The sequence below is a fragment of the Mesorhizobium sp. M0998 genome (genome assembly GCF_040318885.1).
Taxonomy (GTDB): domain Bacteria; phylum Pseudomonadota; class Alphaproteobacteria; order Rhizobiales; family Rhizobiaceae; genus Mesorhizobium.
On record NZ_JAMYND010000017.1, the window covers coordinates 66,183 to 92,057 of the forward strand.

Here is a 25,875-nt window from a genome sequence, read left to right on the forward strand (position 1 = left end):
TCTTCTTGCTCACGGGCCCCGCCAGTCCAGCTTGCAGATTTCGGCCGAACGGCCAGCAAAGTTCCAGTTGCGGCCAAAGGCCCGCATTTTGCTCTTGTCGGATTTGGCGACGATGATTTCCGGCGCAATCCAGTATTCCGAATTGCTGATGACCGTATCCTTGTCGCGATCCTTGCCGGTAATTGGCGTCACCGCACCATCGATGATCTTCGGTATCTGAAAGATGCGTGTTTTCTCACGCGTCTCGTAGGTGATCGGCACCTGCTCGGCACCGAGGAACTGTCCGACCAGGATGGAGAGCAGCGATGTGGTTCCACCGGCCTTGCCGGTGAATATCTTCGTCAGTCCCTTCACAGCGTAAACCGAGGCGCGCTTGTCGATGAACAGGCCCGCCGTCCAGTTGCCGCGGCTCATATAACCGGGGATTTCCATGACCAGCCCAAGATTGAGGCCGGACAGGTCGACCTCGCCGAAATGGCCGGCATCGATCCGGAACCCCGCCCAGGTTTGGCAATAGCCTTCCGTAGGCGGATGATTGCCGAGCGAAAGAACGCAAGGGCAAAAAACCGTGCAATTGCAGGAAAGGATGAGCTCTCCCTTCATTGCCCAGTTTTGATCTGTCATCGAATTCTCCCCCCTCATGCCGAGACTACTAGTAGCGCGGCTGCCCAGACAAGCAGTATCGCACCGCCCAACCGCGTCGGCAGATTGCCTGCCGTCTGTTTTTCGACCAGGCTGAACAAGCCGATCAGCGCCATCCAGAACACGTTCATCACACCGACGGCAAACATTACCAGCATCAGCGCCCAGCAGCATCCAAGGCACCACAGGCCCTGCTCCATACCGAGCCGGAAAATGCGAATGGGCCTGGCGCTCCAGTTGGCGAACAGGACCGAGAACGGATTTCTGCACTTCACCAGACAGGCTTCCTTCAGCCAGCTGAACTGATAGAGACCAGCGATCGACAGTGCGGCTGCTCCGGCAATTCCAAGCAGCGGATCGAGCATCTGCCCGGATGACACGAATGCATGGACTGCGAGCGTCAGGGCAGCGAATATTGCCGAGGCGGCAAGCCAGACGCTCAAATATCCAGCGACCAGGATCAGCGGATGGGCAACGGGTTCCCCCTTGATCCGGGCGGTATCTGCGATCTCGCAATAGGTGCGGATCATCGGCGCCGCGGAGGGCAGCATGGTCGCGATGGCCATCAACAGCCACATCGCGGTGAGTGCCCCGCCTTGCGCGCCTACGCTTGCGCGAAGCGGCGCCGGCGCAAGGCAAAGGGCGAAGAAACGCGCAAGGAAATCCGGCAGCGGCAGTTGCGGCAGGTATTCCAGCACGGCGTCGCCGGGTACATCGGCGCCCGGGAGCCGGCTCACCGCCCCCCGAACTGCCATTGCGCCGAGAAGGAGCCAGGCAACGGCGATGCCCATGCCGGCAACGACGCCCACCGTCAGTCGAGGGCTGCATGCAACGCTCGCCATCGCGCGGCCGGTGCCGTCGAGGTGGCTGAAATCGTCTTGTTGGCCGGTCATGGCAACCGAATGGGCCGAATCGCCGCGTTGATCAAGCCGCATCACCTGACCTATATGGACCAGCAGGTCGGACGGGCCTCACCTCGCAATCCGGAAGCCGAATTTGAACCATCGGGAAACAGCACGGATACTGGTCGCCGGCAGCGGCCCTGCGGGGCTGATCGCGGCGCTTGGCTTTGCCGAGGCGGGCTTTCCCGTGACGCTCGTCGGACCCGATGCAGCCGGCCCCGACGGCCGGACGACAGCCTTGATGAACCCTGCCCTGAAGATGTTCGAACGGCTAGGGATCTTCGACGGAATCAGGCCCCACGCAGCGCCGCTCAAGGTGATGCGTATCGTTGACGCAACCAACCGGCTGATCCGCAGCCCGACAGTGACCTTTCGCGCCAGCGAGATCAACGAAGAGCAATTCGGGCTGAACTTGCCCAACAGCGTTCTCAACCGCATGCTAGCCGAGGCTGTCGCGCATTCGGGCATCGAATGGCGAAAGTCGATGGTGGAGGCATGGCGCCTCGATGCCGACCATGCCCATGCCGTTCTCGCCGACGGCAGCGAGGTTGAGGCATCGTTGGCAGTTGCCGCCGATGGCCGTCAGTCGCCGGCCCGCGAGGCAGCCGGCATCCGGACCTCGATCCGATCCTATCCGCAGGCGGCGTTGGTGCTCAATTTCGGTCACCGCAGCGACCATGCCTTCACCTCGACCGAATTCCACACCGAGACCGGTCCGTTCACACAGGTTCCCCTGCCCGGCAACCGGTCCAGCCTTGTCTGGGTGCTCGAACCCGATATCGCCAAGGACCTTGCAGCACTCGACGACGCCGAGCTTTCGACGCGGGTCGAACAGCGGATGCAATCGATGTTGGGCCGCGTGTCGGTTGAGCCCGGCCGGCAGGTCTACCCACTTTCAGCGGTGAGCCCGTGGCGGTTTGCGCAGCGCCGCGTGGCACTTGTCGGTGAAGCCGCCCACGTGTTTCCCCCAATTGGCGCGCAAGGCCTCAATCTCGGCATCCGGGACATCGACGACCTGATTGGTGCCGCAAGCAGAAACCGCTCGGACCCGGGCGCCGCCAAGGCGCTTGCAGCCTATGATTTCAAGCGGCGGCCGGACATTCTGGCGCGCAGCAGCGCGGTCAACCTGCTCAACATGTCGCTGCTTTCCGACATGCTGCCGGCCCAGCTGGTGCGCAGCGCTGGCCTGGGCGCGCTTGAGGGGTTTGCGCCGTTACGGGCGTTTTTCATGCGCGAGGGTCTTCGACCCGGCAGCGGTTTTGCGGCGTTTTTTGGCGGATTGCGAAAACCGGCTGAGCGATAGCGATCTTGGCCACCGCCCTTGATCCGCATCTCGCGATGCTCAACACGGCATCAAGGGGATCGGGATTGAATTGACGCCGCGTCTGCGCCAAATAATGACGATGTCGACCTTAAGGTCTGGGCCAATCTTTGCCGGACCGGTGCGTAAGAATCTAAAGTCCTGGAGCGTTCCTTGCGTGTTCCAGGATGCGTGGCGTTCAAGAAGTCTCAAGTGGTGAGTGCGATGAAGACAGCCAAATTCTCGATCGGACAGGTGGTTCGGCACCGGCTGTTTCCGTTCCGCGGCGTCATTTTCGACGTCGATCCGCAATTCGCCAATACTGACGAATGGTACGAGGCGATCCCCGCTGACGTGCGGCCGCGCAAGGACCAGCCTTTCTATCATCTGCTCGCCGAGAATTCCGAAACGGAATACATCGCCTATGTGTCCGAGCAGAATTTACTCGAGGACCGGTCGGGCGAACCGGTCCGGCATCCGCAGATTGGTGAAATGTTCGACAAGAAGCCGGACGGGCGCTACGAGCCGAAGCACCAATTGAGACATTGACTTAGCCGGGATCTGGCTGGGCTGGGACTGGCTTGAGACTTGGCTGAACGCGACAAACGGCCGGTCCAAACGAAAAAAGCGGGGTATGAGCCCCCGCTTTTTTGTTGGTTCGAAAACCCGTCGATCAGTTGGCGGCCTTCGCCTTTTCCTGTTCTTCCTTGAGCTTCTTGGCAAAGTCCTGATTGTTCTTGGCGACGAACTCCTGGAGCTTCTTCTGCCGGTCCTCGATATCCGACTGCTGCAGCGGCGGGCCGTCGAAGGCGCCGCTGAAGCCGGTCAGCGCAATCTTGATCGGGTTCGGCTGGTTCTGGAAATTGACCGAGGTGAGCGTCAGCGCCGATCCCTTCTTGAAGGATGCGACAAGCTGATCGCTCAGCGGCACTTCCGCCACGCAGCGATCCGGAAAACAGATCACATAGTCGAGCTTCTGCGCCTTGCCGCCGTCGATCTGGAGGCCGATGCCGGGAGGAACGAGACGGCCGGTCGGAACCGTCACCTGGAACACCTTGCGGTTCACCTTGCCCTTCAATTCGATCAGGCTGACGCCGGTGATGAGCTGGCCATTGCCGGCGGTGGTGATGTTCTGGACATTGCAGATGTCGACGTCTTCCTGCTTGGTGCAGGCCTTGAACCAGCCTTGCGGAATCTGCTGTTGCTGCTGCGCGGAAGCAGCGGGAATCCCGGCGCCCAGAATGCCGACCACGCCAGCGGCCATGACCGACAGGCGGTACGCGTTGCTGTTCAGGCTCGTCATGTCGTGCATTCCTCTCAAATGATCCCGGAACCGGCTTTTTTCATGCCGTGTGGTCCAGCTACCTGTTGCCGAAATGAGGCAACAGAATGACTTCGGACGGCGTGTTACACTGCAAGCGGTGCCGAATCCAGCCCGGGTCTCGCGAATCTTGGCCCAGGGATAGGCTCAAGGGGTTGGCCGGTGCACGACCGGCTCATGTATGCTGCGCATCGAATCGGGAAGGAGACGGTCATGGGCCGCGTTGTCGTTTGGCTGATCGCCGCAATCTTGTTTGTCGGCCTTTCCCTGCAGCCGGCCCTGTCGGAACCGGTGCACGCGCTTGCCATGCAGGGCGAGCCGGCGCTGCCATCCGACTACAAGCATTTCAACTACGTCAATCCCGACGCGCCGAAAGGCGGCAGCATAACCTATTTCGTCTTAGGCAGCTTCGACAATCTCAATCCGTTCATCCTGAGAAGCCTGCGCACCACCGCGCGCGGCATGATGGATCAAGCCTTTGGCAATCTTGTCTTCGAGCCGTTGATGCAGCGCAACTACGACGAGGCCTTCAGTCTCTACGGCCTGCTCGCCGATACCGCCGACATGGATCCCGAGCGCAAGAGCATCGAATTCCACCTCGATCCCAGGGCCAAATGGTCGGACGGCGAGCCGGTGACGCCGGAAGACGTGTTGTTTACCTATGACGTCTTCACCGAGAAGGGCCGCCCACCTTACAGCCTGCGAATGAAAGCGATTGCCAAGCTCGAAAAGACCAGCGACCGCAGTGTGCGTTTCACCTTCAACGACAAGGCCGACCGCGAATTTCCGCTGATCATTGCGCTGACGCCGATCATCCCGAAACACGCCTTCAACAAGGACACCTTCGACAGGACGACGCTAAAGCCGGTGATCGGCAGCGGGCCTTACACGGTGGCGCAAGTCGTGCCCGGCCAGCGCATCGTGTTCAAGCGCAATCCGGACTATTGGGGCAAGGACGTGCCGTCCAAGCGCGGCTTCGACAATTACGACCAGATCACCATCGAATATTTCCTCAACGCCAACGCCAAGCAGGAAGCGTTCAAGAAAGGCATCTGCGCCATCGACGACGACAGCGACCCGGTCAAACGCGAGCGCGATCTCGATTTTCCGGCCTTCCACAGGGGCGAGGTCATCGCCGAAACTTTCGATACCGGCATTCCGCCGGTGGTCAACGGTTTCCTGTTCAACACGCGGCTGCCGAAATTTTCCAATCCGGTCGTGCGGCGCGCGCTCGGCATGCTCTACGATTTCGAATGGGCCAACAAGAATCTGTTCGGCGGCAAATACACGCGCACGATGAGCTTTTGGCAGAATTCCGAGCTGTCCGCGCTCGGCCACCCGGCCAGCGAAAAGGAAAAGGCCCTGCTGGCCCCCTACCCCGGCCGAGTGCCCGCAGATGTCATGGACGGCACCTACAGGCCGCCCGCTACCGACGGCTCCGGCCAGGACCGCAAGGTGCTGAGGGCGGCATTCGAGCTGCTGAAGAGCGCGGGCTATACGGTGCAGGACGGCGCGATGCTCGATCCCGAGGGAAAGCCGTTCGGTTTCGAGATCCTGACCGCCTCGCAGGACGAAGAGCGACTTGCCACTATCTATCAGCGCACCCTTGAGAAGCTCGGCATCGATGTCGGCATCCGCAGCCTCGACGGTGATCAGATCCAGTCGCGCAAGCAGCGTTTCGATTTCGAGGTGCTGGTCGGCTCGACCGGTTTCAACAACTCGCTGTCGCCCGGTATCGAGCAAACCGGGCGCTGGGGATCCGCTGCCGCCAAGGCCGAAGGCTCGTTCAACCTGGCGGGTGTCGCCGACCCCGCAGTGGATGCGGCGATCGAGGCGATGCTGAGAGCTCGTTCGAAGGAGGACTATGTAGCGGCCGTCCGCGTTCTCGACCGGCTGCTGATCTCCGGCAATTACATGGTGCCGACGCAGCACAACAACCAGCAATGGCTCGCTTATTGGAACTATCTGGAACATCCGCAAAAGACGCCCATATACGGTTATCAGTTGCCGACCTGGTGGCGCAAACCGAAGTGACCTCTTCACAACAGGAGATCAAGATGAACGACGAGAGCTCGATTACCGTCGATGTGGTCTCCGACGTCGTGTGCCCCTGGTGCTTTATCGGCCAGAAACGGCTCGACAAGGCGATTGCCGCCGTCGATATCGACGTTCACATACGCTGGCGGCCCTTCCAACTCGACCCGACAATCCCGCCCGAAGGCAAGAACCGCCGCGACTATATGGTGGCGAAATTCGGCAGCGAGCAACGCATCCGCGAAATCCATGCCCGGATCGAACCGCTGGGCGAGGCTGAAGGCATCTCCTTCGCATTCGACGCCATCAAGGTCGCGCCCAATACGCTGGATGCGCACCGTCTCATTCGCTGGGCCGGCACGGCCGGCGAGGCCATTCAGAACCGGCTGGTGCGCCGGCTGTTCCAGCTGAATTTCGAGGAAGGCGCCAATCTCGGCGATCATGCCGTGCTGATCGAAGCCGCCCGCGAGGCCGGCATGGATGCGTCCGTGGTCGAAACGCTTCTGCCGACCGACGCCGATGTAGAGGCCGTGCGCACCGAAATCGCCACCGCTTCGCGCATGGGCATATCGGGTGTGCCGTGCTTTCTGCTTGAAGGCAAATATGCGGTGATGGGTGCCCAGGACGCCGATACGCTCGCCGATGCACTCCGCCAGGTCGCCGCGGCCAAGGCACGCGGCGAACTGGAGACGGCGAACTGAGTCGGACTATTTCCTATTTCACCGTCACCTTGGCCTTGCTGACGAAAAAGCCATGGCCATGCTTGCCGGTGCAGGTCAATCCCTTGGTGGATGACTGGCAGGAAAACGGCCCCTTGCTCCAGCTGTTGCCGTACGCCAGCCTGGTGACGTCGCCGCAGCAGCCTTGCTCGCCCGGATTCTTGATCAGCGTCGCCGGACCTTTCGGGCCGAGGATGACGGTGACGTAGCTGGGCTCGACGCGCGAACAGCTCAACTCCGGTCCGCCATCCTGCGGCTCGTAGGTGCTGGTGCCGCCGTTCGGCGTGTAGATGCAGCCAATATTGCCGGACGGCGTGTTGAACTCGATCTGTCCCTCGGCGTTTGCGGGAACGGTCTGGCTGCCGGCATATGTTTGCGGCAGCCAGGCAAACATCGCGAGCATCGCCACAAACAATGTCCGTGCAAGCATGGCGAACTTCCCCCCGGTTCAAACCTGGATGCCTCCGGCAGGTTCGATCCGAAGCGCGTGTTTGTCAAACGCGGTTTGTGCGCGCTCTTAAAAAGGCACGGGCCAATTGATATTGATCTTCATCCTGGACTGTGTCGGCAAAGTCATTGCTTGGCCGACTACGGGGTCCTGACAAGGCGGCTTCAACCACGAATCATACGGTCACGTTCTGGCCGCCGACGAAGCTGGACTGGCCTCGAAGGCGGTTCAGGCTGTGAAGATCGACCGCTGGACGGCGCTTCTATGTTCACAAAGCTGTGTGAAGACCTTCCCCAGGGGAAGGTCTCTACTTGCTCGGGCGCAGGCAAGTAACTATCTGAAATTGCATCGGTATTCAGCCCCTCGAAGCATGACGACATAGCGCCGTGATCATTCATTCTGTTGCTCCACTGCAACGGCCGGCAAGCTAAGCCACCTGCGACAGGTGAAAAGCTAATGGAAAATGATCAATTGGTGTTACTGTCCGTAACAAAAGAAAAATCGTTTGGGCGGGATAGTGATTCGGGTCGATAGACCAACGCGACATTCAATATCGGAAAAATGGCTCCGCGGTGCCGCAAGGCAGTCGCCCCTGACGCCCGTATCGTCGATGCGCAGCTTCTGGGGACTGATGCGGGCCTACTGGTTCTCAGACAAGTGGGTGGAAGCCTGGACCTTGACGCTGGTGATCGCCCTGCTCACCGCGCTCTCCAGCAAGTCAGGCGTCTGGTTTGCCGTGGCATCCGGAGAGCTGGTCAACTCGATCGCCTTTTTCCACGATGCCGCAAACACCACCCCGCTTCAGACACTGCTGACCAATGCCGGGATACTTGTCCTCCTGGTCTTGCTCAAGGATGCGGGTTTTACCGGTATCCGCAGCCTGGTATCCGCAACGTTGCATCGCAAGTGGCGCGGCTGGCTGGACAGCCAGTTCAACGAAGCCCTGCTTGACGCCAATCACACGCATTTCCACGCTCAGCATGGCTCGTCAGGTGCCGCCGCTCCCGACAATATCGATCAGCGCATCCAGGAATCGATCAAGGACATGACGGGCGGAGCCATCGGCCTCGCGATGGGGGTTCTGGCCGTTGCTACTTCATTGTATTTCGTTGGCCAGCAACTGCTTGCACACTCGGCCGAGGTCAAAGGGCTGGAGTTCCTCGGCAGCTATGGCAGCGCCGTCCTCGCCTTTCTGGCGGTCGCCACCTACGTGCCGTTGAACACCTGGATCGCGGTTAAGCTGGGCAGGCTGCTGGAACGACTCAATGTCAGGATGCAGCAGGCCGAAGGCAGCTATCGCGGCGAGCTGATCACATTCCTGCGCCGCAGTTTTCATGTCGCCGCATCGCAAGGCGAGAACGTGCAGAAGGCAGTGCACACCCAGCGCTATGTCGACATCGACCGCACCTGGGCGCGGCTGAACATCGTCAACACAGGCTACAATTCGTTCGAGCTGATCTACAATTTCATCGGTGCCCGCATTGTCGCCTACGGGCCAGGCTTGGTTCCCTTTATCCATAACGGCTTCGATCTCAAGGGCTACATAACCGGCTCCGAGATGGTCAACTCGCTGATCAGTCAATGCTCGTGGTTCATCCACGTCATGCCTGCCATCGCCGCGCTGCGGGCCAACAGCCAGCGCGTCACCGAACTCGCAAACGCGATCGAAAACGTCCAGCACCCGCAAGAATTCTATCAGCAGACCGGCCGGTCCGACTTCCGCTACGACCGCCAAAACCCGGTCTTCGGCCTGACCATCCAGAAGCTCGAACTGGCGCATCAGGGTGAGGACGCAACGCCCTTCCTGAGTGCCGCGAACTTGCGCTTCCGGCGTGGCGAGTGGACGTTCCTCAAGGGCGAATCCGGCTGCGGCAAGACCTCGCTGGTCAAGGCGATCAACGGCCTGTGGCCTTATGGCCGCGGCACCATCGTCTTCCCGGAAGGGGTCAGGAGTTTCTACGCCGCCCAGGAGGTGAAGCTGCAGCAGGTCTCGCTGAAGCAACTGGTCTGCCTGCCCGGTTCCGAGCATGATTGCGCCGACGTGCAGGTCGCATCCGCCCTGCACAAGGCCGGTCTCGGCGACTTCATCGAGCATCTGGCTGATGAGAGCCGTGAAGGAAAGATCTGGGATCAGGTTCTCTCGGGTGGGCAGAAGCAGAAGCTGGTTGTCGCCCGCATCGTGCTGCAGCAGCCGGGATTGCTGTTCCTCGATGAAGCCACCGGCGCGCTCGACCCCGATGGACGGATCGCCTTCCACCAGGCGATCAAGGACAATTGCCCTGATGCAACTGTGATCTCGATCATGCATGAGGCGACGCCGCCGAGATCGCTCGCGGGCACCGAATTCTACCACAGCGTGGTTGCGATCGCCGACGGCGTCGCCACCAAGAAGCCGCTGGTTCCGAGCTTGCCGGTCGAGCTCACCACCATCCTCACGCAGCCGACACGGCCGGCCGAGGACAAGTGGCTGCGCTTTCCCCGCCGGCTGAAGCAGAGATAGCCGCGGCACCACTGCCGGCATCCAGCCACTGCCACGTAGCCCGATCACAGTCTCGCGATCCGCCGGTTTGCCGCCGTTTTAACCCGCTCTCGCGATTGACTCGGCAAGGCGCGCTCCTATGTTGCGCCGGCTTGCAGAATCTCAACTCGAACCCGCGAGCAGAAAGGTCACCGCGCCATGCCTGGCGACAGTCACAGTCGAACGCAACCGCCGTCCGCTTGACGTGACCTGACAGGCTCACGTCCTGCCGGATGGCAAGGAGTGAGCCATGAACGAGTTTTCCCCTGTCGCGGGCGGCGATGCCATCGCCATCGCTCGCGTACTTGCCAACGAACACGTCGCCGACATCGTCGAGGCCTTGAACCAGGAGCCCCGCGAGACGGCATCGGAGCTGCTTTGCGAAGTGCCGTTCGGGCGGCTGGTCGAGATCTTCGACCAGCCTGAACTCGACGGCGCATCCGAACTGGTCGAGGCGCTGCCCCGCATCAAGGCAGGCAGACTGCTTGCCGCCATGTCGGTCGACCGCGCCGCCGACATACTGCGCGATCTGAACGAGCCGGCTCGTTCCGAACTGCTTGGTGGCCTGGCGCCACCGCTGCGCGCGACGCTGCTTGCCATTCTCGGCTATCCCGAAGGCAGCGCCGCCTCGCTCATGACGACCGAATATGTCAGCGTGCCGCCGGACTGGAGCGTGGCCCGCACGCTGGATTATATCCGCAAGGTGGAGCGGACTCGCGAAACCGTCTACGCGATCTACATCGTCGATCCGCAAACGCATGTCCTGTTGCGCTCGACCAGCCTGCGTCGGCTGATCGCTGGCGGGCCCGACGAGCTGATCATGGCAATCGCGCCGGATCGTGCGCCTATCACCGTTTCACCGCTGACCGATAGTGAAAAGGTTGCTCAGCTGATCTCGAAATATGATCTGCTCGCCGTTCCGGTCGTGGACAACGGCAAACTGCTCGGCATCGTTACCATCGACGATATTATCGACACGATGATCGAGGAAACGACCGAGGATGTGCATCGTTTCGGCGGCATGGAGGCTCTCGACGAGCCCTATATGAAGATGGGCTTTCTGACGATGATCCAGAAACGCGCCGGCTGGCTGTGCGCGCTGTTTATCAGCGAGATGCTGACCGCCAACGCGATGCAGAGCTACGAGGGCGAGTTGGAAAAGGCGATCGTGCTGACCCTGTTCATTCCATTGATCATGAGCTCCGGCGGCAATTCCGGCTCGCAGGCGACCTCGCTCGTCATCCGGGCGCTGGCGCTGCGCGAGATCGGCCTTGGCGACTGGTGGCGGGTGGCATTGCGCGAGCTGCCCACCGGCCTGGTGCTTGGCTCGATTCTTGGCGTGGTCGGCGTCTGCCGCATCGCGCTCTGGCAGTATCTCGGCTTCTACGACTACGGCCCGCACTGGCCGCTGATCGCAATGACGATCGGCGCCACGCTCGTTGGCATCGTCACCTTCGGCTCGCTGTCTGGATCGATGCTGCCGTTCGCCCTGAAGCGCATGGGCTTCGACCCGGCCAGCGCATCGGCCCCGTTCGTCGCCACGCTGGTCGACGTCGCCGGGCTGGTGATCTATTTTTCTGTGGCGCTGGTGATCCTGCGCGGAACGTTGCTGTAAGAAAACTCACGCACTTCCAATCGCGGCAATTTCGTTGCCGCGATGGGTTGTCGTCGCGTCAGACGCGCTCACCATCTCTCACCCGGTAAGCCGGCTTGTACATGGTGACGAGTTCTTCCGCGGCGGTCGGATGCACCGCCATGGTGCGATCGAAATCATCCTTGGTCAGGCCGGCCTTCAGCGGTATGCCGAGAAGCTGCGCCATTTCGCCGGCATCCGGCCCGAGGATGTGGGCGCCGAGGACCTTTTTCGAGGCGCCGTCGACGACCAGCTTCATCAGCATTTTTTCGTCGCGGCCGGAAAGTGTGTGCCGCATCGGCCGGAAGGTGGCGCGGTAGATTTCAACATTCGAAAAGCGCTTTGCCGCTTCATCCTCCGACAGGCCGACCGTACCGATCTCGGGCTGCGAAAAGACTGCGGTAGCGATCGTGTCATGGTCGGGCGCCGTCGGCTTGTCCTTGAAGGCGGTCTCGACGAAGCACATCGCCTCGTGGATTGCCACCGGCGTCAATTGCACGCGATGGGTGACGTCACCGATTGCCCAGATGTTGTCGATGTTGGTGCGGGAGTATTCGTCGACGTGGATTGCCCCGGTTTTGGTCATCTCGATGCCGACGCCTTCCAGGCCCATGTTCTCGGTATTGGGAATGCGGCCGATGGCGAGCATGACCTGATCGACCGTCAGCACCGTGCCGCCGGTGACAAGCGCGTCGAGCCGGCCGTCAGGCCGCTTCCTGACCCACTCGGACACGGCGTGGCAGAGGATTTTTATCCCTTTCTTTTCCATCGTCTCGTGCAGCATGCGTCTGAGGTCCATGTCGAAACGGCTGAGGATCTCCTTGCCGCGGTAGACCAGCGTCGTATCGACGCCGAGGCCGTGAAAGATGTTGGCGAATTCGACGGCGATATAGCCGCCGCCCTCGATCATGATTGCCTTCGGCAGTTCCTTGAGGTCGAAGGCCTCGTTGGAAAAGATGCAGTACTCATGGCCGGGCAATGCCGGATGCGGCGCCGGCCGCCCGCCGGTAGCGATCAGGATCTGGTCGGCGGTAACGGTGCGATCCTCACCAAGAAGATGCACCACATGCCGATCGACCAGGGTGGCGCGCGAATGAAAGACCTCGCCGCCGGCGCTCTGCACGTTCTTCTTGTAGATGGCCTCCAGCCGGCTGATTTCCCGGTCCTTGTTGGCGACCAGCGTCTGCCAGTCGAAACGCGCCTCAGGCACCGTCCACCCATAACCGGCGGCGTCGGCGAAATGCTCGGGGAATTGCGAGGCGTAGACATAGAGCTTCTTCGGCACGCAGCCACGGATCACGCATGTGCCGCCATAGCGGTATTCCTCGGCAATGCCGACACGCTTGCCGAGTGCGGCCGCGACGCGCGCCGCCCTCACCCCGCCGGAGCCGCCGCCGATGACGAAAAGATCGTAGTCGTAACCGGCCATGGCTGAACTCCTTGCCCCTCAAACCCCGAGACAGGTAGGCTGCCGACTATCAAAAGAAAAGCCCGGACTTGCCGGGCTTTTGGTCCAGTGGCGGTCAGGCGGCTCGGAAGTCCGCAATCAATTCGGTGTAGCGTCCGCGGGAGCTGCGCCATCGGCCGGAGCGGTACCGTCGGCAGGTGCAGCCGGCGCCTTGGCATTCGCCGCTGCACCCAGGGTCTCGCCGACCTGCTGGGCGAGATCGCGAGCCAGGCCGTTCTGCCAGATCTCGGCAGCCTTCACCAGTTCGCGCGTCACGATCGGGCCGTTGTCGAGCAGCTTCTTGCCGGAATCGGAATTGTAGAACGCGGCGATTTCATTGAGTTCCTTTTCCGAGAATACCTTTGCATAGGCGAGCGCCGCTTCTTTTTCCAGGTCGGCGCGGCGCGATGCCAAGGCCATCGCCTTCTCGTTGATGGTCTTGGCGATCAGTTCCTGCATGTCCGGGTTCTTCTGGATCAGTTGCTGCTCCAGTGCCGCGGCCGCTTGCGGCAGGATGCTGTCGAACGTATCCGTCGCATGGATTGCCGCGACGGCGGCGCGCGCCGCCTTCAAATGCGCGTCGGTGACGTCCTGCGAGAATGCCGGCGACGAAAACGCGAAAACGGCCGAGGCCGCCAGAATGGCAAAAAAGCGGCCAACCCGGTTATGCAACATCATGATCGGTAAAACTCCCTGATTTTCGGGCGGCATGGACGGTTTGGATGCCGTCGCCGCCGGCTATGATGGCCGTTGATGCCAGCCCGATGAAAAGACCATGCTCGACCACGCCCGGAATGGCGTGGAGAGCATTCGAAAGCGCTCTTGTATCCGGAATGCGGCCAAAAGATGCATCGAGGATAAAATGGCCGCCGTCTGTAACAAATGGCTGGCTCCCCGTCATCCTCAATGTAACAGGGCCGGAAAGGCCAAGGTTTGCAGCCGCCGCGCCGACCGCAATTTCGGTGGCGCGCAGGCCAAACCGGTTGACTTCGATGGGCAGCGGAAAACGGCCGATCATCTCGACCATCTTGGAGCTGTCGGCGATGACGATCATGCGGGCGGAGGCCGCCGCGACGATCTTTTCGCGCAGCAGCGCACCGCCGCCGCCCTTGACCAACGTCAGCGCCGGATCGATCTCGTCGGCGCCGTCGATGGTGAGGTCGAGCTCGGGGGTTTGCTCGAGAGTGGACAGCGGCACACCAAGCTCGGTGCAAAGGACGGCGGTGCGCTCCGAGGTCGGCACGCCGATGACAGTCAGGCCGGTGGCGACCTTGTCTGCGAGCAGCCGCACGAACTCGTCCGCCGTCGTGCCGGTGCCGATGCCGAGCCGCATGCCATCCGTGACATGGGCAAGCGCTGCCCGCGCGGCCTCAACCTTCAATTGCCTCGCATCCATGCCGGGTCCCGAGATTTGTTTCGGCGCTCGTAGCATTTTTGCCGGGCTGGTCAAAGGACCTTGCCCGCGGTGGATAAGCCGTCTTGCCTGAACGGGCCGCAGCGGTTATCGCCTGCCGGCAATCAAATCGTCACAGGACAGGCCATGACCCGACCGATCATCGTGTTCGACCTCGACGGGACGCTGATCGACACGGCGCCGGACCTGCTCGACAGTCTCAACCACAGCCTTGCCGCCAGCCAGCTCGCGGCCGTCGACGAAGCCGGCTTCAAGCGCTTCGTCGGCCATGGCGGCCGGGTGATGATCGAGCGCGCTCACGCAGCGCAGCACAGGTCGCTGGCAGTGGAGGAGCACGACCGCCTGCTCAAGCTGTTTCTGGACCATTACACCGTTAACATCCCCGGCAAATCGCGCCCCTACCCTGGCGTCCCCAAGGCGATCGCACGGTTCGAGGCAGCCGGTTACCTGCTGGCCATTTGCACCAATAAATACGAGGCCAATTCGGTGGCGCTGATCGAGGCGCTCGGTATGACCAGGCATTTCGCGGCGATCTGCGGTCAGGATAGTTTTCCGTACCGCAAGCCCGACCCGCGCCATCTCACGCAGACCATCGCGCGCGCCGGCGGCGATCCGCACCGTGCACTGATGGTCGGTGATTCGCAGACCGACATCGACACGGCGAAAGCCGCCGGGATTCCGGTGGTGGCAGTCGATTTCGGCTACACCGATCGTCATGTGCGAGAGTTCGAACCGTCGGCGGTGATCTCGCATTTCGATTCGCTGACGCTCGATCTGGTACAAGGGCTGATGGCCGCGGCAGAGGGCTGAAGCCGGCCATAGTTCAGACCGCCAGATGACGGCTGACAAGTGGTTGACTTCACAGGCCGGCCTCCCTTATATCGCGGCGCGCTTGGCCTTCGGGCAACGAGCGGGCGATTAGCTCAGCGGGAGAGCACACCCTTCACACGGGTGGGGTCGCAGGTTCAATCCCTGCATCGCCCACCATTCTGTTTAAAGTCACTAGGTTAGCCTGCACGATCCTTTGGTGGGACATCCAAGGGGTACATCCCAGTGTTAAATCCTACGTACCTCGCACTTTCGCGAAACCAAATTTTCTATTTCCGTTGGCCGATCCCGAGACACACTCACCCCGCACGGAAGCCGTCCACCATCAAGGTTTCGCTCCGAACCCGCGACCCGAGGGAAGCCTTGCGCCTCGCCCGCTATCTCGGTTATGCCGCCCATGGTGTCGTTGTCCATGGAACAATGCACGGAATGCAGTACCAAGACATTAGAAACACCCTGCACCAGCACATGCATGGCTTGCATTCGGCTTGTACTGGTTCTTCCGACATAAGGCCCGACTACCAAGTGTACAGCCATGGCGGGGCATTATGATCGGTGCATTGTTTGTTGCGGCAGCCTGCTCAGTGATAGTCTCAGGCGCGGTACTAGCTAGCCTGAAAGGCGGCTATTGAGTCGGCTCTGGGAAGTTCAGGAGGGGCCGGTCGGTGCTGGGATCGGGCACGGGAGGAAAGCTCGATTTTACAGCCTTCTGAATGACGCTGGCGGCTCGACTGAGATAGGGAGCCTGCCGTCCTTCGAAGGCCTTTAGCGGCCTTCCCTGCCCCGTGCAAGCGCATAGCCACCGGAGCTAGTGGTGAAAGCCTAACGCTTGGTATCCGCAATGAACGGCAAGATCCGACCCTGTGCTGCCCTTAGATGCTTCTGCTGGAAGGTCGTGATTGAGCCCGAAGCCGACAATCAGAAGCGGAATTGCCTTTCAATAAGTTGTCCATGCCGGCAGCCGAAATTTCCGCAGCCATCAGGAACCTATCGTGTAATCATCTTCCCATTTCCGTCCGCGCAAGTTCGATGCTTCGGCGGTGCGGATGTGTTATCTAGTTGCTTGTAGGAGTGGGGAGCGCCGATGGAACAGAAACTCTCCGTCATCATGGCCACTGACGTAGTCGGCTACAGCCGGCTGATGGAAATTGACGAGAAAGGTACTTTGTCGGCCCTGAAGAAGCATCGTCAGGAACTATTGGACGTCAAGGTCGCATTGCGTCATGGCCGCATCATCAAGCTCATGGGCGATGGCATGTTGGTGGAGTTCCGCGCCGTCGAGGAAGCGGTTCTCTGCGCGGTCGAAATCCAACGGGAGATGCGGACGAGGAACACGAACGTCCATCGCGATCGGCAAATAGAATTTCGCATCGGCATTAATATCGGCGACATCCTGTTCGAAGACGAAGACGTCTATGGTGACGGCGTAAACGTGGCGGCGCGCATCGAGAGCATCGCCAGGCCTGGGGGCGTCGCGGTCTCGGCATCGGTGCGCGATACTGTGGGCAACCGCCTGTATATCAGCTTCGAAGATGCGGGCGAGCAGGCGTTGAAGAACATTGAACGTCCGCTCCGGATTTTCAATGTCATCATAGATGATGACACGCCATCCAAGCACACGCCCACCGCCCTCATGGCACCGCCGTCGCTCAACGTTCAGGATAATCCTGCTATCGCGTCGAACAGAACGCTTCTCTATGTCTCGAGGTTTGTGAATTTGAGCGGCGATCCCGACCATGAGTATTTCGCCGCCGGCATAACCGAGGATATCGCTGCCGCATTGTCGCGCTTCTCCGGGTTAAACGTGATCGTTCGCTTGCCTCGTTCAGAGCCGCAACAGAATGCTCCGGCCACGCATTACACTCTTGAGGGGAGCGTGAGGCGGCTCGGCAATCGCGTCCGGGTCAATGCCAATCTGACCAATGCGTTACACGAACACATCTGGGCGGAGAAATACGATTTCGACCTTGTCGATATGTTCTACATCCAAGACGAGCTGTCCCAATCCATTCCGGCCGCCCTTAACATCAAGATCGAGGAGGCCGAGCGCCACCGTGTTCTCGGCAAACCGCTAACCGCACTGAGGGCATATGACTTTTACCTGCGCGGCAGGCATCTTGAGATGAGCTTGAATCCGGATGACGTCAGACTTGCCAGAGAGATGTTCGTCGCCGCGATCAACGACGATCCGGGCTACGCGCGCGGATACCTGGGACTCGCCTGGCTCGAGATACACAGGCTGAAATGGAATGAGCGCGTCGATCTGGAAACCACGCTGGCAAGTGCATTCGCTTCGGCGAGCAAAGCCCTTGAACTCAGTCCCTACGACGCCAACGTCCACTGGGCGCTGGGCGTCGTTTACCTCTGGCGGGGGGAAGCTGAAAGAGCAATAGGCTGTTACGAACGTGGCCGCGAGCTTGCGCCCAACAATTGCGATCTCCTCGCCGAATATTGCGATGCCTTGGGCTATCTCGGGCGTCTCGAGGACGCGACCAGAATCGGAGAACTGGCTTTACGGCTCAATCCCAGCCGACCCGACTGGTACCTTTGGAACATTGCGGCCAGCAAATACCTTTCCGGAAACTACCTCGAAGCCCTGTCCCTTTTGGAAAAGATGGCAGACATTGGTTCCGCCTACCGCTTGCTGGCGGCAACATATGCCCAACTTGGTCGCTTGGAGGACGCCCGTCGCGCCGCTAGCGAACTTCTCAAGCTCAATCCGGAATTCTCGATCGAGCGATACAGCTCCCGCGCGCCATATCGGGATAAGGCTCTCCTTGCCCGATACATCGAAGGGTTGCGGCTCGCTGGCCTCCCGGAATGAAACGCTGGGCATTCGTAGGTAAATCACCGATTTTAAGCAGTCGCCTTGTTCTTTCGGCGGCCATAAATCAGGCATGGCCGGCGCCTCCTTGTAGCGCAACGCCCGGCGCTCCGGGAACAAACCTGCATGGAAACGAGTTTCTGCTCATCGAGATGTGAGGGAAAGCCATGTCCAGACTTGTTTTGGCGGCCGCCGTGCTGCTTGTCGGCGGATCGGCCTTTGCCGCGGACGAAAATCCGGTGCCGCCGCAGAATGCCAAGAAGCTGTCGGAAATCATCGCCAAGGTCGAGCAGCGCGACGACTTCCGCTACATCAAGGAAATCGATTGGGACAGCGATGGCTACACCGTCATTTATTACACGAGCGACAAGGCCAAAGTTGAAATCACCTATGATCCGGTGACAGCCGCGCCGAAATGAAGCTGGCCGCCAACGGTCCAGATTCTAATAATGGCGCGCCTCGAAGGCCCCCGGCCTTCGGCAGACGCTTGCGTAGATATGACTTTGATGGCTGACTGGGTGCTATCATTGCGCGCGGGGGTGGGCATGGCGACGGTAAAGCACGTATTGAAACGCTTTCTGATGATGCTCGCGGGTTATTTCATAGCGGTACTGGTTGGGCTGATCGCGGTGGCGGCGATCTATGGCGGGCTGAGTTCGCTGCCAAATGCGCCAAATTATTTCGACGTCATGGGTGTCACCCCCGTTGCGGTGCTTCTGTTGCCGCCGCTCGGTATGTTCATCTATTTTCTGACGATCGTGCTGACCGGCCTGCAGACGCTGATCTTCGCACTGATTGCCGAGTTTTTCTCGCTGCGCAGTTTTTGGCTACACATGGTCTTCGGCGCGGCGGCCGCGGTTGGCGGCTTCGCCTTGATCTGGCCCAGTGTACCGGATGACACGAACCCGGAGCGCTGGGCCGATATCGGCATCATTGCCGCCGCAGGCGTTGTCGCGGGCTTGGTCTATTGGCTCATCGCCGGACGCGATGCCGGTTTCCGGCGTCCACTGTTTCAGCGCTAGAACCGCATTCGTCAGCTTGCCGGCGAACGCACCGCTTCCGTGCTGTCGAGCGCCTGCTGCAGCCTTGTATCGCGGCCGTAGACGTCGTTGAAGTATTCGACCTTCCCGGACAGGTCCGGCCATGCGGTGAAATAGGCGACATAGACCGGGATCTTGCGTGTCACGTCCTCGGTCGAATGTCCGTGTTTCAGTTTGTCCTCGATGTAGTCGACCGAGGTGCCGAGCACGGCAGCGGCCATGCCGCGCGGATCCTGCAAGCGAACGCAGCCATGGCTGAGCGCACGCATGTCGCGCTGGAAAAACGACTTCTGCGGCGTATCGTGCATGTAGATTGCATGCTTGTTGGGGAACAGTATCTTCAGCTCGCCCAGCGCATTGGCCTCGCTCGGCAGCTGGCGCACGCCGTAGGGTATCTTTGCGCCGTAGGCGCCCCAATTGACCGAGGACGAGGGAATGCGCTTGCCGCGGGCATTGACCACCTCGTAGCCGGCGCGGTCGAGATAGCCAGGATCCCGGCGCAGCCGCGGCAGCATCTCGTTGACCAGGATCGACTGCGGCACGCCCCAATAGGGATGGAAGTCGACCTGCTCTATCTGGTCATAGAAGAAAGCAGTCTGGTTGGTGGGCCTGCCAACCACGGCGCGGGTCTTCAGCTTCTCCTCGCCATCATCGATATAGCTCGCGGTGAAAGCCGGCTGGTTGATGAAGACGCGCGGGCTGCCAAGGTCGGAAGGCAACCAGCGCAACTCTTCGAGCGCAACCCGAACCTTCTGAACTTTGTCGGCCTTGGACGTTCCGGCCAACGATGCAACGGTACGCGGGCCGATGACGCCGTCGCCTTTCATGCCGGCCCGTTTCTGCACCGCCTTGATCACCGGCACCAGCTCCGGATCGTAGACCTCGCTGGTAGCGAGCCTCGCCAGGACCTCGCCATAGGCGCCGCCCATCTCGTCATCGAGATTGCGCGCGATCTTTGTCAAAAGCTTCGGCAGCTCGGGGCTGGTCTGCCCCGGCTTCAACAGCAGATCGGGATCGATGGTGATTTCGTCTTCGGCGCTGGCCTGGAGCGCTTCCAGTTCGACGCGCAGCGCCTGATACTCGGAATTCTGTGGATGCCGTGACTCGAGATAAGTGCGCACTTGCTGGGTATGGGCCAGCGTCTTCAGCACCCCTTCCATGTCGAGCGGCTTAGGCGGAAAATCGTAGTAGCCGGTCATGCGGTTGGGATCGACGCGGCCGCTTTGTGCGTCACGGGCGTAGCGCAGGACACGCGCCGACAGCGCCATCTCGAAGCGGACCAGCTCTTTCAGACGTTCATCGACATTGCCGGCCGATGTGCCTGCTGCCGGAACTTCGACGGTGTAGTCGGCGGGCGTCAGGCCGTAGCTCACGGCCTCGCCCAGCACCCGCACGGCATCCTGGGCACGGCTGCTGGGACTGGTTCCCGCCACCCAGATGAAATCCGGATTGGCCGAGTAATAGGCGATCAGCGCCTTGGCGATGTCCTTCTCGGCGTAGAGGTCATAGCCGTCGAGGCCGGCAATGGCTTCGCGGAATGCAGCCCCGGTGGCCGCCGGCTCGAAAGCAGCGTCCTGAGGCGTTGCTGGTTCAGGCGCTGCCGACAGTGCCGAAAAATCGACGCGCACCAGCGGATCGCTCTTGTAGGTATAATAGGACGGGCTGCTGATTTGCGCACCACCACCGGAAGCGGCCGGCGCCTTGGGCTTCGGCTTGTATTTTGACGGTGGCGGCGGAAAGTCACTTTTCGGCGGTGCGTGTTTGACGCCGCCGCCGAAAAGCATGTCGAAGAACCCTTGCGCTTCAGCCTTCGGCGCCCCGAAGGCCAGCATTGCCGCGGCCACCGCAAACGGCAGCACGGTTGCTTTGTTTCCAAGGACTTTCATGGATCACCCGCTCCGGTTGAACCGGATCCCGTTCCGCACCGCTTTCACGGTCTCGCCCACCCCATGGCGGATGTAAGGCGTGACTACACTGATTCATACTGATTTCGTTAAGCTTTCATAAATTTCGGAACGTCTGTTGCAGAACGGTTTCACAACGTCGTGACGGGGGGAGCGAATCCGCCGTCGCTCCCGACCAATGGTAGTGCCCGTGAGCCAAACCTCAAGCGTTGGCGCCGCCGTCGATGGTCAATGCAGCGCCTGTCACGAAGCGCCCTTCGGGGCCGGCAAGCCAGGCGACCATGCCGGCGATCTCGTCGGCCGTGCCGAAGCGAGGCATCGCCATCTTCTGACGCTGATGCTCGGCGTGCGGGCCGGCTGCCGGATTCATGTCGGTATCCGTCGACCCCGGATGGACGACATTGGCGGTGATGCCGCGCGGACCGAGATCGCGTGCAAAGGCCTTGGTCAGGCCAACCAAGGCAGCCTTGCTGGCCGAATAGGCGCTCAGGCCGGCGTCCGTGGCACGCTCGGCCAGATTGCTGCCGATCGAGATGATCCGGCCACCCTCGCCCATATGCGCTGCTGCCGCCTTGGCGGCGACGAACGGGGCTCTGAGGTTGACCTCCATCGTCTCGTCGAAATCGGCAAGCGACAGGGCATCGATCGGCGCAGCGCGCCAGATGCCGGCGCTATTGACCAGGATGTCGAGCCGTCCGAAGGCTGTTGCTGCCTCATCGACTGCCGCCTCGATCGCCCCAGCATCGCGATTGTCGGCCTTGATGGCAAAGGCCCGGCCGCCGGCCGCCTCGATTTCCCTGACCACCGCACACGCCCCTTCCTCGCCATTCACATAGGTGATCGCCACGCCTGCCCCGTCGGCCGCGAGCCTTCTTGCGATCGCCGCACCAATGCCGCGGCTGCCGCCGGTGACGAGGGCGGCCTTGCCGTTCAAGCTTCTGGATGACATCTGCTTCTCCATTTTGTAGTGATTGATACATAAATATCTGCCAGCCTTGCTGAACCACGTCAACCGAATTATGTATCGATCAATACAGAAAGGATGCCATGCCGGAACGAGGCCGCCCCCGCACCTTCGATCGAGCCGCCGCCTTGCGGCGCGCAATGGAAGTGTTTTGGGCCAAGGGTTATGAGGGCGCGTCGATAAGTGACCTGACCGCTGCAATGGGCATCAACTCACCCAGCCTCTATGCCGCCTTCGCCAGCAAGGAAGCGCTGTTTCTCGAGGCAACCGAGCTTTACACGCGGGTCGAGGGAACCGAGATCTGGTCCGCGCTGGAAAAGGCGCCGACGGCGCGCGAGGCCGTCGAACGGTTCCTGCGGCAGACTGCCAGGGCCTATTCACAGAGCGGTCGTCCGCAAGGCTGCCTTATCACGCTCGGCGCATTGCACCAGGATTCAAGCCGCGGCGCCATCTGCGATGATCTGCGCCGTCGCCGCGCCGAAAAACGCGAAGCCTTGCTGAGACGGCTCGAGCGTGGCGTGGCCGAGGGGGAGTTGCCGGCTGATTTCGACTGCGGTACGGCCGCGACCTTCTACGCGACCGTGCAGCACGGCATGTCGATCCAGGCGCGCGACGGCGCGTCGCGCTCGGCTCTTCTGGCGACGGTGGCCGGGGCAATGGCAGCTTGGATAGCGATGGCCAGCACCGGGGCAGCGTGACGTCGAACCCGGCTGACAAGAACGATATTCAGGTCACTGCAGAGACGGCTCCAGCCTGCCGGCAACGAAGCCAACGGCACGCTCCGCCACACCCCTGTCGGCGAGAATGCGGCGGTGGCCGAGCCCGTCGGCCCAGCAGAGCCGCACATGGTCGCCGGCGCGCGTGTAGAGCCTTGCATGCTCGGCGGACACTTCGCGGTCGTCCGGCGCGTGGATCACCAGCGTCGGCAGCGGCGTGCTTGCGAGCTGGCGGTCACCGGTGAACTCGTGCAACGGCCGGCCGGCGATGCGCTCGACCCGGTCGGCCATGGCGGCCTGCGAGCGCGAGCCGACATTCAGCATGCGGCTGAAATCAGCGAAGATCGCCGGCAGCGAGCTCGGCGCGGCGATAAGCACCAGCCGCCCGGCCGCCAATCGCGGGATGTTCCTGATCGAACCGGCGACGGCGTTGGCGGCAACGGCACCACCGAAGGAATGGCCGACAATGGCCGCGAACGGGCCGAACCATTCGCCGGCAACCCGTGCCGCATCGACCGCGCTGACCAGGGTAAGCCGGCGGCCCTGCGACTGGCCGTGGCCCGGCAGGTCGAGCGAGACCACCTTGTAGCCGGCATCGCGATAGGCTTCGATCAGCGTGCGCATGTATTCGGTGCGCGAACGCCAACCATGGATGACGAGCACGGTGCCGGCAGCCGCACTGCCCGGCTCGGGCCGGAACTCATGCACCATGACGCAGCCGGTTCTGGTCTTTAGCCGATGATGGCGTGCCTGGGTCATGAAATCGGCGGCGCGGTCGATTGCGCGGCGCTCGCCTTCGCTCAGGCTTTTCTCGTGCGGCGTGCGGCAGAACAGCTCGAATGCAGCACGCCCGGTGAGTCGCGGTGCCACATGCTCAGCCACGCCGAACGTGCCGCGGATGACCTTCAGTCCAAATGATGCCATAGTGGCGATCCATTCATTGGTTCAAGCATGAACATAATAGTTCAAACATGAACATTAAGCAAGACCTGCCCTGGGACAACCCGCGTTTTCGCAACTGGGTCGCGGTGGCGCGCGCCTGCCATGTGCTGGAACGCACCCTGGCGGTGAAGCTTGCGCCGCTCGACCTGAAGCCGGCGCAGCTCGACGTGCTGATGAACCTCTACCGTCATCCCGGCATGTCGCAGCACGACCTCGCTCGCCGGCTGCTGGTCGGCCGCTCCAACATCACCATGCTTTTGCCGCAGCTGGAGACGCGCGGCCTGCTGCGCCGCGAGGGCGATGAGAAGGACAAGCGCGTGCTGCGGCTGACGTTGACCGAGGCCGGCGAGGCACTGCTGATGCAGGCGCTGAAGGTCCATATGGCGCTGATCGAGAAGGCGATGAGCCAGTCGACACCGGAACAATGCGACATGATCGGCGAACAGATGCGTAGGGTTGCCGAGGTTTTGAAGACCGCCTGACAGCCCAGTGCTCCACCACCAATGCTTCACCACATCGATTTTTTCGCGCGCTCTGGCCATTCCTTGTCGTAGACCTCGCCGTCAATGTTCTTGCGGCTGGTGATTTCCAGGATTTGGCCGGGAGTCGGCAGCGATCTCGGGTCGACATGCCTTGCCGGATTCCACAGTTCCGATCGGTGGATGGCGCGGGCGCACTGGAAATAAACCGCATCGATCTCGATGATCGTCACCGAGCGCGCCGGCTTGCCCTCGACAGCGAACGAGGCGCAGAGCCCGGTATCGGTGGTGATGTGGGCGCGGCCATTGACGCGCAGCGTCGTGCCGGAACCCGGCACCAGGAACAGGAGCGCGACGCGCGGATCGCGAAGGATGTTCCTTAGCGAATCGGCACGGTTGTTGCCGCGCCGGTCCGGCATCATCAGCGTTTTCGGATCGTGGATACGGACGAAGCCGGCGAGATCGCCGCGCGGCGAGCAGTCCAGCCCTTCTGGCCCGCAGGTTGCGAGCGCGGCAAACGGCGAAGCCTCGATGATAGCTGCGTATTCGCGAATCAGCTGGTCGAGTTCCTTGACCACTGACGCTTCACCAGGCAGGCCATAGAGCGCTTCGAGTTGTTCGACGCTGGTGATTATCGACATGTTTTCGTCTCCAAACCGTTGCCGGCGCTACTCCAGATGGATGACGTTTTCACGACAAGTGCCCGTTTGCCGGTCATCAGGAAACGGGTGTCGAGGCAACGCAAACAAGGGCAAACCGCTTTACCTGCATGATCGTGCCAACGGATACGGAGGTCAAAAATGGATAAACCGCTCGACCGGCGACGCACCGCCATGGAACTTATTGAAAACATGTTCAATGTTGAAATGCGTTTCCTGCAATCAGGGTCGGAGAGCCTCGATGTGCTTGCCGGCGCATTTCATGCCGAGATTGTCGTGCATGAGCCGCGCTCCCTGCCCTATGCCGGTGACTGGAACGGCCTCGACGGCGTTGGCGCCCTTTTCCGCAAAATGCGGGAAATCTGGAGCGACGTGGCGGTGGAGGACCTTCAGGTCGCCCAAAACGATGACACGGTGTTCATGAGCTGCTCGCTTTCGCTGACATCGCGGGCCAATGGTGCAACCATCAAACAGCCGTTTGCCGAAGTCTTGCGCTTCGAGGATGACCGGCTGATCGAAGGCACGCCGTTTTATCACGACACCAGCGAGATACTGGCGATCCTGCGTTGACCTGAGAGTCCTGCGGGATCCCATTCAACGGTCGCGGCTCAGCCCCTTCTCTTCCAGTTCGGCGAGATAGGCGGCCCAGCGTGCATCCTTCTCATGACCCAGCGTATGCAGGTAATTCCAGGTGAAGATACCGGTGTCGTGGAAATCATCGAAGGTGATGCGCACGGCATAATTGCCGACTGGCTCGATCTTCAGAATCGCTACATTGCGCTTGCCGGGAACGGTGACGCGCTGTTCGGGCGAATGGCCCTGCACCTCGGCCGATGGCGAGGCGACGCGCAGAAGCTCAGCCGGCAACTCGAACGGCTGATGTCCCGGAAAGGTGACGGAAAGCAGCTTGCGGTCCTTCGAGACCCTGAGTTCCTTTGGCGCTGTCATGGTGGTGGATCCTGCGGAGAACTGCCCTTCCTACGCCGCTTCGCGTCGAGGGAAAAGGCCGCATGGAAAGTTCCGACATGATCTGTCGGCTGGGGAATGTTACCGATGATCGCGAGCTTCTATCTTGAATGGCAAGTTGGCTCGTATCACATAGCCATATATAACGAAGCCGTTCACGGCCACGGAAAGCGCA

General features: G+C 61.2%; 26 protein-coding genes and 1 tRNA gene. 15 read left to right on the top strand and 12 right to left on the bottom strand.

The genetic code is table 11. The features are described 5' to 3' along the window. Positions 1–9: 9 nt before the first annotated feature. On the bottom strand, positions 10–624 hold the full coding sequence (locus NKH59_RS17825; protein WP_352471871.1) for a DUF1326 domain-containing protein: 615 nt from the start codon (positions 622–624) through the stop codon (positions 10–12). A 14-nt stretch (positions 625–638) separates the two neighbouring features. Beyond that, positions 639–1,535, bottom strand: a complete 897-nt coding sequence (locus NKH59_RS17830) for a DUF2182 domain-containing protein (protein WP_353022633.1) — start codon at positions 1,533–1,535, stop codon at positions 639–641. Between the two features lie 103 nt (positions 1,536–1,638). Here NKH59_RS17830 and NKH59_RS17835 point away from each other — a divergent pair, with 103 nt between their 5' ends. Together NKH59_RS17835 and hspQ are read left to right on the top strand one after the other, a co-directional pair. Next, complete coding sequence (locus NKH59_RS17835) at positions 1,639–2,847, top strand: UbiH/UbiF family hydroxylase (RefSeq protein ID WP_353022635.1); 1,209 nt, start codon at positions 1,639–1,641, stop codon at positions 2,845–2,847. Between the two features lie 222 nt (positions 2,848–3,069). Then, entirely contained in the window at positions 3,070–3,393 is a 324-nt protein-coding gene (hspQ, locus tag NKH59_RS17840; RefSeq protein ID WP_023675043.1) for a heat shock protein HspQ, read from the top strand. 124 nt (positions 3,394–3,517) lie between these two features. On the opposite strand, the gene NKH59_RS17845 is transcribed toward hspQ, so the two are convergent. Beyond that, positions 3,518–4,147 carry an invasion associated locus B family protein gene (locus tag NKH59_RS17845; RefSeq protein ID WP_352448908.1) on the bottom strand — a complete coding sequence of 210 codons (630 nt, stop codon included), beginning with the start codon at positions 4,145–4,147 and terminating at the stop codon, positions 3,518–3,520. A gap of 231 nt (positions 4,148–4,378) precedes the next feature. Here NKH59_RS17845 and NKH59_RS17850 point away from each other — a divergent pair, with 231 nt between their 5' ends. Together NKH59_RS17850 and NKH59_RS17855 are read left to right on the top strand one after the other, a co-directional pair. Further along, complete coding sequence (locus tag NKH59_RS17850) at positions 4,379–6,199, top strand: extracellular solute-binding protein (protein WP_353022637.1); 1,821 nt, start codon at positions 4,379–4,381, stop codon at positions 6,197–6,199. Between the two features lie 23 nt (positions 6,200–6,222). Then, positions 6,223–6,900 carry a DsbA family oxidoreductase gene (locus NKH59_RS17855; RefSeq protein WP_352471875.1) on the top strand — a complete coding sequence of 226 codons (678 nt, stop codon included), beginning with the start codon at positions 6,223–6,225 and terminating at the stop codon, positions 6,898–6,900. 13 nt (positions 6,901–6,913) lie between these two features. On the opposite strand, the gene NKH59_RS17860 is transcribed toward NKH59_RS17855, so the two are convergent. Further along, entirely contained in the window at positions 6,914–7,348 is a 435-nt protein-coding gene (locus tag NKH59_RS17860; RefSeq protein ID WP_352815569.1) for a hypothetical protein, read from the bottom strand. Positions 7,349–7,976: 628 nt separating this feature from the next. Between NKH59_RS17860 and NKH59_RS17865 the strand changes: the two genes are divergently transcribed. Then, a complete protein-coding gene (locus tag NKH59_RS17865) occupies positions 7,977–9,866 on the top strand; it encodes an ABC transporter ATP-binding protein/permease (RefSeq protein ID WP_353022639.1) in 1,890 nt (629 codons plus the stop codon). Between the two features lie 268 nt (positions 9,867–10,134). After that, complete coding sequence (gene mgtE, locus NKH59_RS17870; RefSeq protein WP_352919733.1) at positions 10,135–11,499, top strand: magnesium transporter; 1,365 nt, start codon at positions 10,135–10,137, stop codon at positions 11,497–11,499. 58 nt (positions 11,500–11,557) lie between these two features. Here mgtE and gor read toward each other — a convergent pair whose 3' ends face one another. From gor to rpiA, 3 genes are all read right to left on the bottom strand, one after another. Further along, positions 11,558–12,946: a glutathione-disulfide reductase gene (gene gor / locus NKH59_RS17875; RefSeq protein ID WP_353022640.1), complete on the bottom strand. Its 1,389-nt coding sequence runs from the start codon at positions 12,944–12,946 to the stop codon at positions 11,558–11,560. 117 nt (positions 12,947–13,063) lie between these two features. Then, positions 13,064–13,642 (bottom strand): DUF2059 domain-containing protein, encoded by a 579-nt coding sequence (locus tag NKH59_RS17880; RefSeq protein ID WP_352448901.1) that lies wholly within the window; start codon positions 13,640–13,642, stop codon positions 13,064–13,066. Beyond that, positions 13,629–14,360, bottom strand: coding sequence for a ribose-5-phosphate isomerase RpiA (gene rpiA / locus NKH59_RS17885; RefSeq protein WP_023675034.1), 732 nt, complete (start codon positions 14,358–14,360; stop codon positions 13,629–13,631). Before rpiA ends, NKH59_RS17880 begins: the two co-directional genes overlap by 14 nt. A 144-nt stretch (positions 14,361–14,504) precedes the next feature. On the opposite strand from rpiA, the gene NKH59_RS17890 reads away from it, so the two are divergent. The 6 genes from NKH59_RS17890 to NKH59_RS17915 all read left to right on the top strand — a co-directional run bounded on the left by NKH59_RS17890 (position 14,505) and on the right by NKH59_RS17915 (position 19,052). Next, positions 14,505–15,188 carry a phosphoglycolate phosphatase gene (locus NKH59_RS17890; protein ID WP_353022642.1) on the top strand — a complete coding sequence of 228 codons (684 nt, stop codon included), beginning with the start codon at positions 14,505–14,507 and terminating at the stop codon, positions 15,186–15,188. Positions 15,189–15,290: 102 nt separating this feature from the next. Further along, positions 15,291–15,365, top strand: a tRNA-Val gene (locus tag NKH59_RS17895). A gap of 66 nt (positions 15,366–15,431) precedes the next feature. Continuing rightward, on the top strand, positions 15,432–15,758 hold the full coding sequence (locus NKH59_RS17900) for a DUF6538 domain-containing protein (RefSeq protein WP_353022643.1): 327 nt from the start codon (positions 15,432–15,434) through the stop codon (positions 15,756–15,758). Between the two features lie 532 nt (positions 15,759–16,290). Next, the gene (locus NKH59_RS17905; RefSeq protein ID WP_352766593.1) at positions 16,291–18,030 is read left to right on the top strand and encodes an adenylate/guanylate cyclase domain-containing protein; all 1,740 of its coding nucleotides are present in this window, start codon (positions 16,291–16,293) and stop codon (positions 18,028–18,030) included. 167 nt (positions 18,031–18,197) lie between these two features. Next, complete coding sequence (locus NKH59_RS17910) at positions 18,198–18,449, top strand: PepSY domain-containing protein (protein ID WP_023675031.1); 252 nt, start codon at positions 18,198–18,200, stop codon at positions 18,447–18,449. Between the two features lie 126 nt (positions 18,450–18,575). Then, positions 18,576–19,052 (top strand): hypothetical protein, encoded by a 477-nt coding sequence (locus tag NKH59_RS17915; protein WP_352448896.1) that lies wholly within the window; start codon positions 18,576–18,578, stop codon positions 19,050–19,052. A gap of 11 nt (positions 19,053–19,063) precedes the next feature. On the opposite strand, the gene NKH59_RS17920 is transcribed toward NKH59_RS17915, so the two are convergent. Both NKH59_RS17920 and NKH59_RS17925 read right to left on the bottom strand, forming a co-directional pair. Next, entirely contained in the window at positions 19,064–20,956 is a 1,893-nt protein-coding gene (locus NKH59_RS17920; RefSeq protein WP_353022645.1) for a L,D-transpeptidase family protein, read from the bottom strand. Between the two features lie 220 nt (positions 20,957–21,176). Then, the gene (locus NKH59_RS17925) at positions 21,177–21,923 is read right to left on the bottom strand and encodes a 3-oxoacyl-ACP reductase family protein (protein WP_352815580.1); all 747 of its coding nucleotides are present in this window, start codon (positions 21,921–21,923) and stop codon (positions 21,177–21,179) included. Positions 21,924–22,021: 98 nt separating this feature from the next. On the opposite strand from NKH59_RS17925, the gene NKH59_RS17930 reads away from it, so the two are divergent. Next, positions 22,022–22,636, top strand: coding sequence for a TetR/AcrR family transcriptional regulator (locus NKH59_RS17930; protein WP_353022646.1), 615 nt, complete (start codon positions 22,022–22,024; stop codon positions 22,634–22,636). Between the two features lie 33 nt (positions 22,637–22,669). On the opposite strand, the gene NKH59_RS17935 is transcribed toward NKH59_RS17930, so the two are convergent. Further along, a complete protein-coding gene (locus tag NKH59_RS17935) occupies positions 22,670–23,578 on the bottom strand; it encodes an alpha/beta hydrolase (RefSeq protein ID WP_353022648.1) in 909 nt (302 codons plus the stop codon). Positions 23,579–23,625: 47 nt separating this feature from the next. On the opposite strand from NKH59_RS17935, the gene NKH59_RS17940 reads away from it, so the two are divergent. Beyond that, a complete protein-coding gene (locus NKH59_RS17940) occupies positions 23,626–24,078 on the top strand; it encodes a MarR family winged helix-turn-helix transcriptional regulator (protein WP_254817243.1) in 453 nt (150 codons plus the stop codon). A gap of 26 nt (positions 24,079–24,104) precedes the next feature. Here NKH59_RS17940 and NKH59_RS17945 read toward each other — a convergent pair whose 3' ends face one another. Next, complete coding sequence (locus NKH59_RS17945) at positions 24,105–24,716, bottom strand: pyridoxamine 5'-phosphate oxidase family protein (RefSeq protein ID WP_352766587.1); 612 nt, start codon at positions 24,714–24,716, stop codon at positions 24,105–24,107. A 159-nt stretch (positions 24,717–24,875) separates the two neighbouring features. Here NKH59_RS17945 and NKH59_RS17950 point away from each other — a divergent pair, with 159 nt between their 5' ends. Beyond that, the gene (locus tag NKH59_RS17950) at positions 24,876–25,304 is read left to right on the top strand and encodes a nuclear transport factor 2 family protein (protein WP_353022650.1); all 429 of its coding nucleotides are present in this window, start codon (positions 24,876–24,878) and stop codon (positions 25,302–25,304) included. A gap of 24 nt (positions 25,305–25,328) precedes the next feature. Here the strand turns inward: NKH59_RS17950 and NKH59_RS17955 are convergent, their stop codons facing one another. Continuing rightward, positions 25,329–25,682 carry a gamma-butyrobetaine hydroxylase family protein gene (locus NKH59_RS17955; RefSeq protein ID WP_023717628.1) on the bottom strand — a complete coding sequence of 118 codons (354 nt, stop codon included), beginning with the start codon at positions 25,680–25,682 and terminating at the stop codon, positions 25,329–25,331. Between the last annotated feature and the right edge of the window lie 193 nt (positions 25,683–25,875).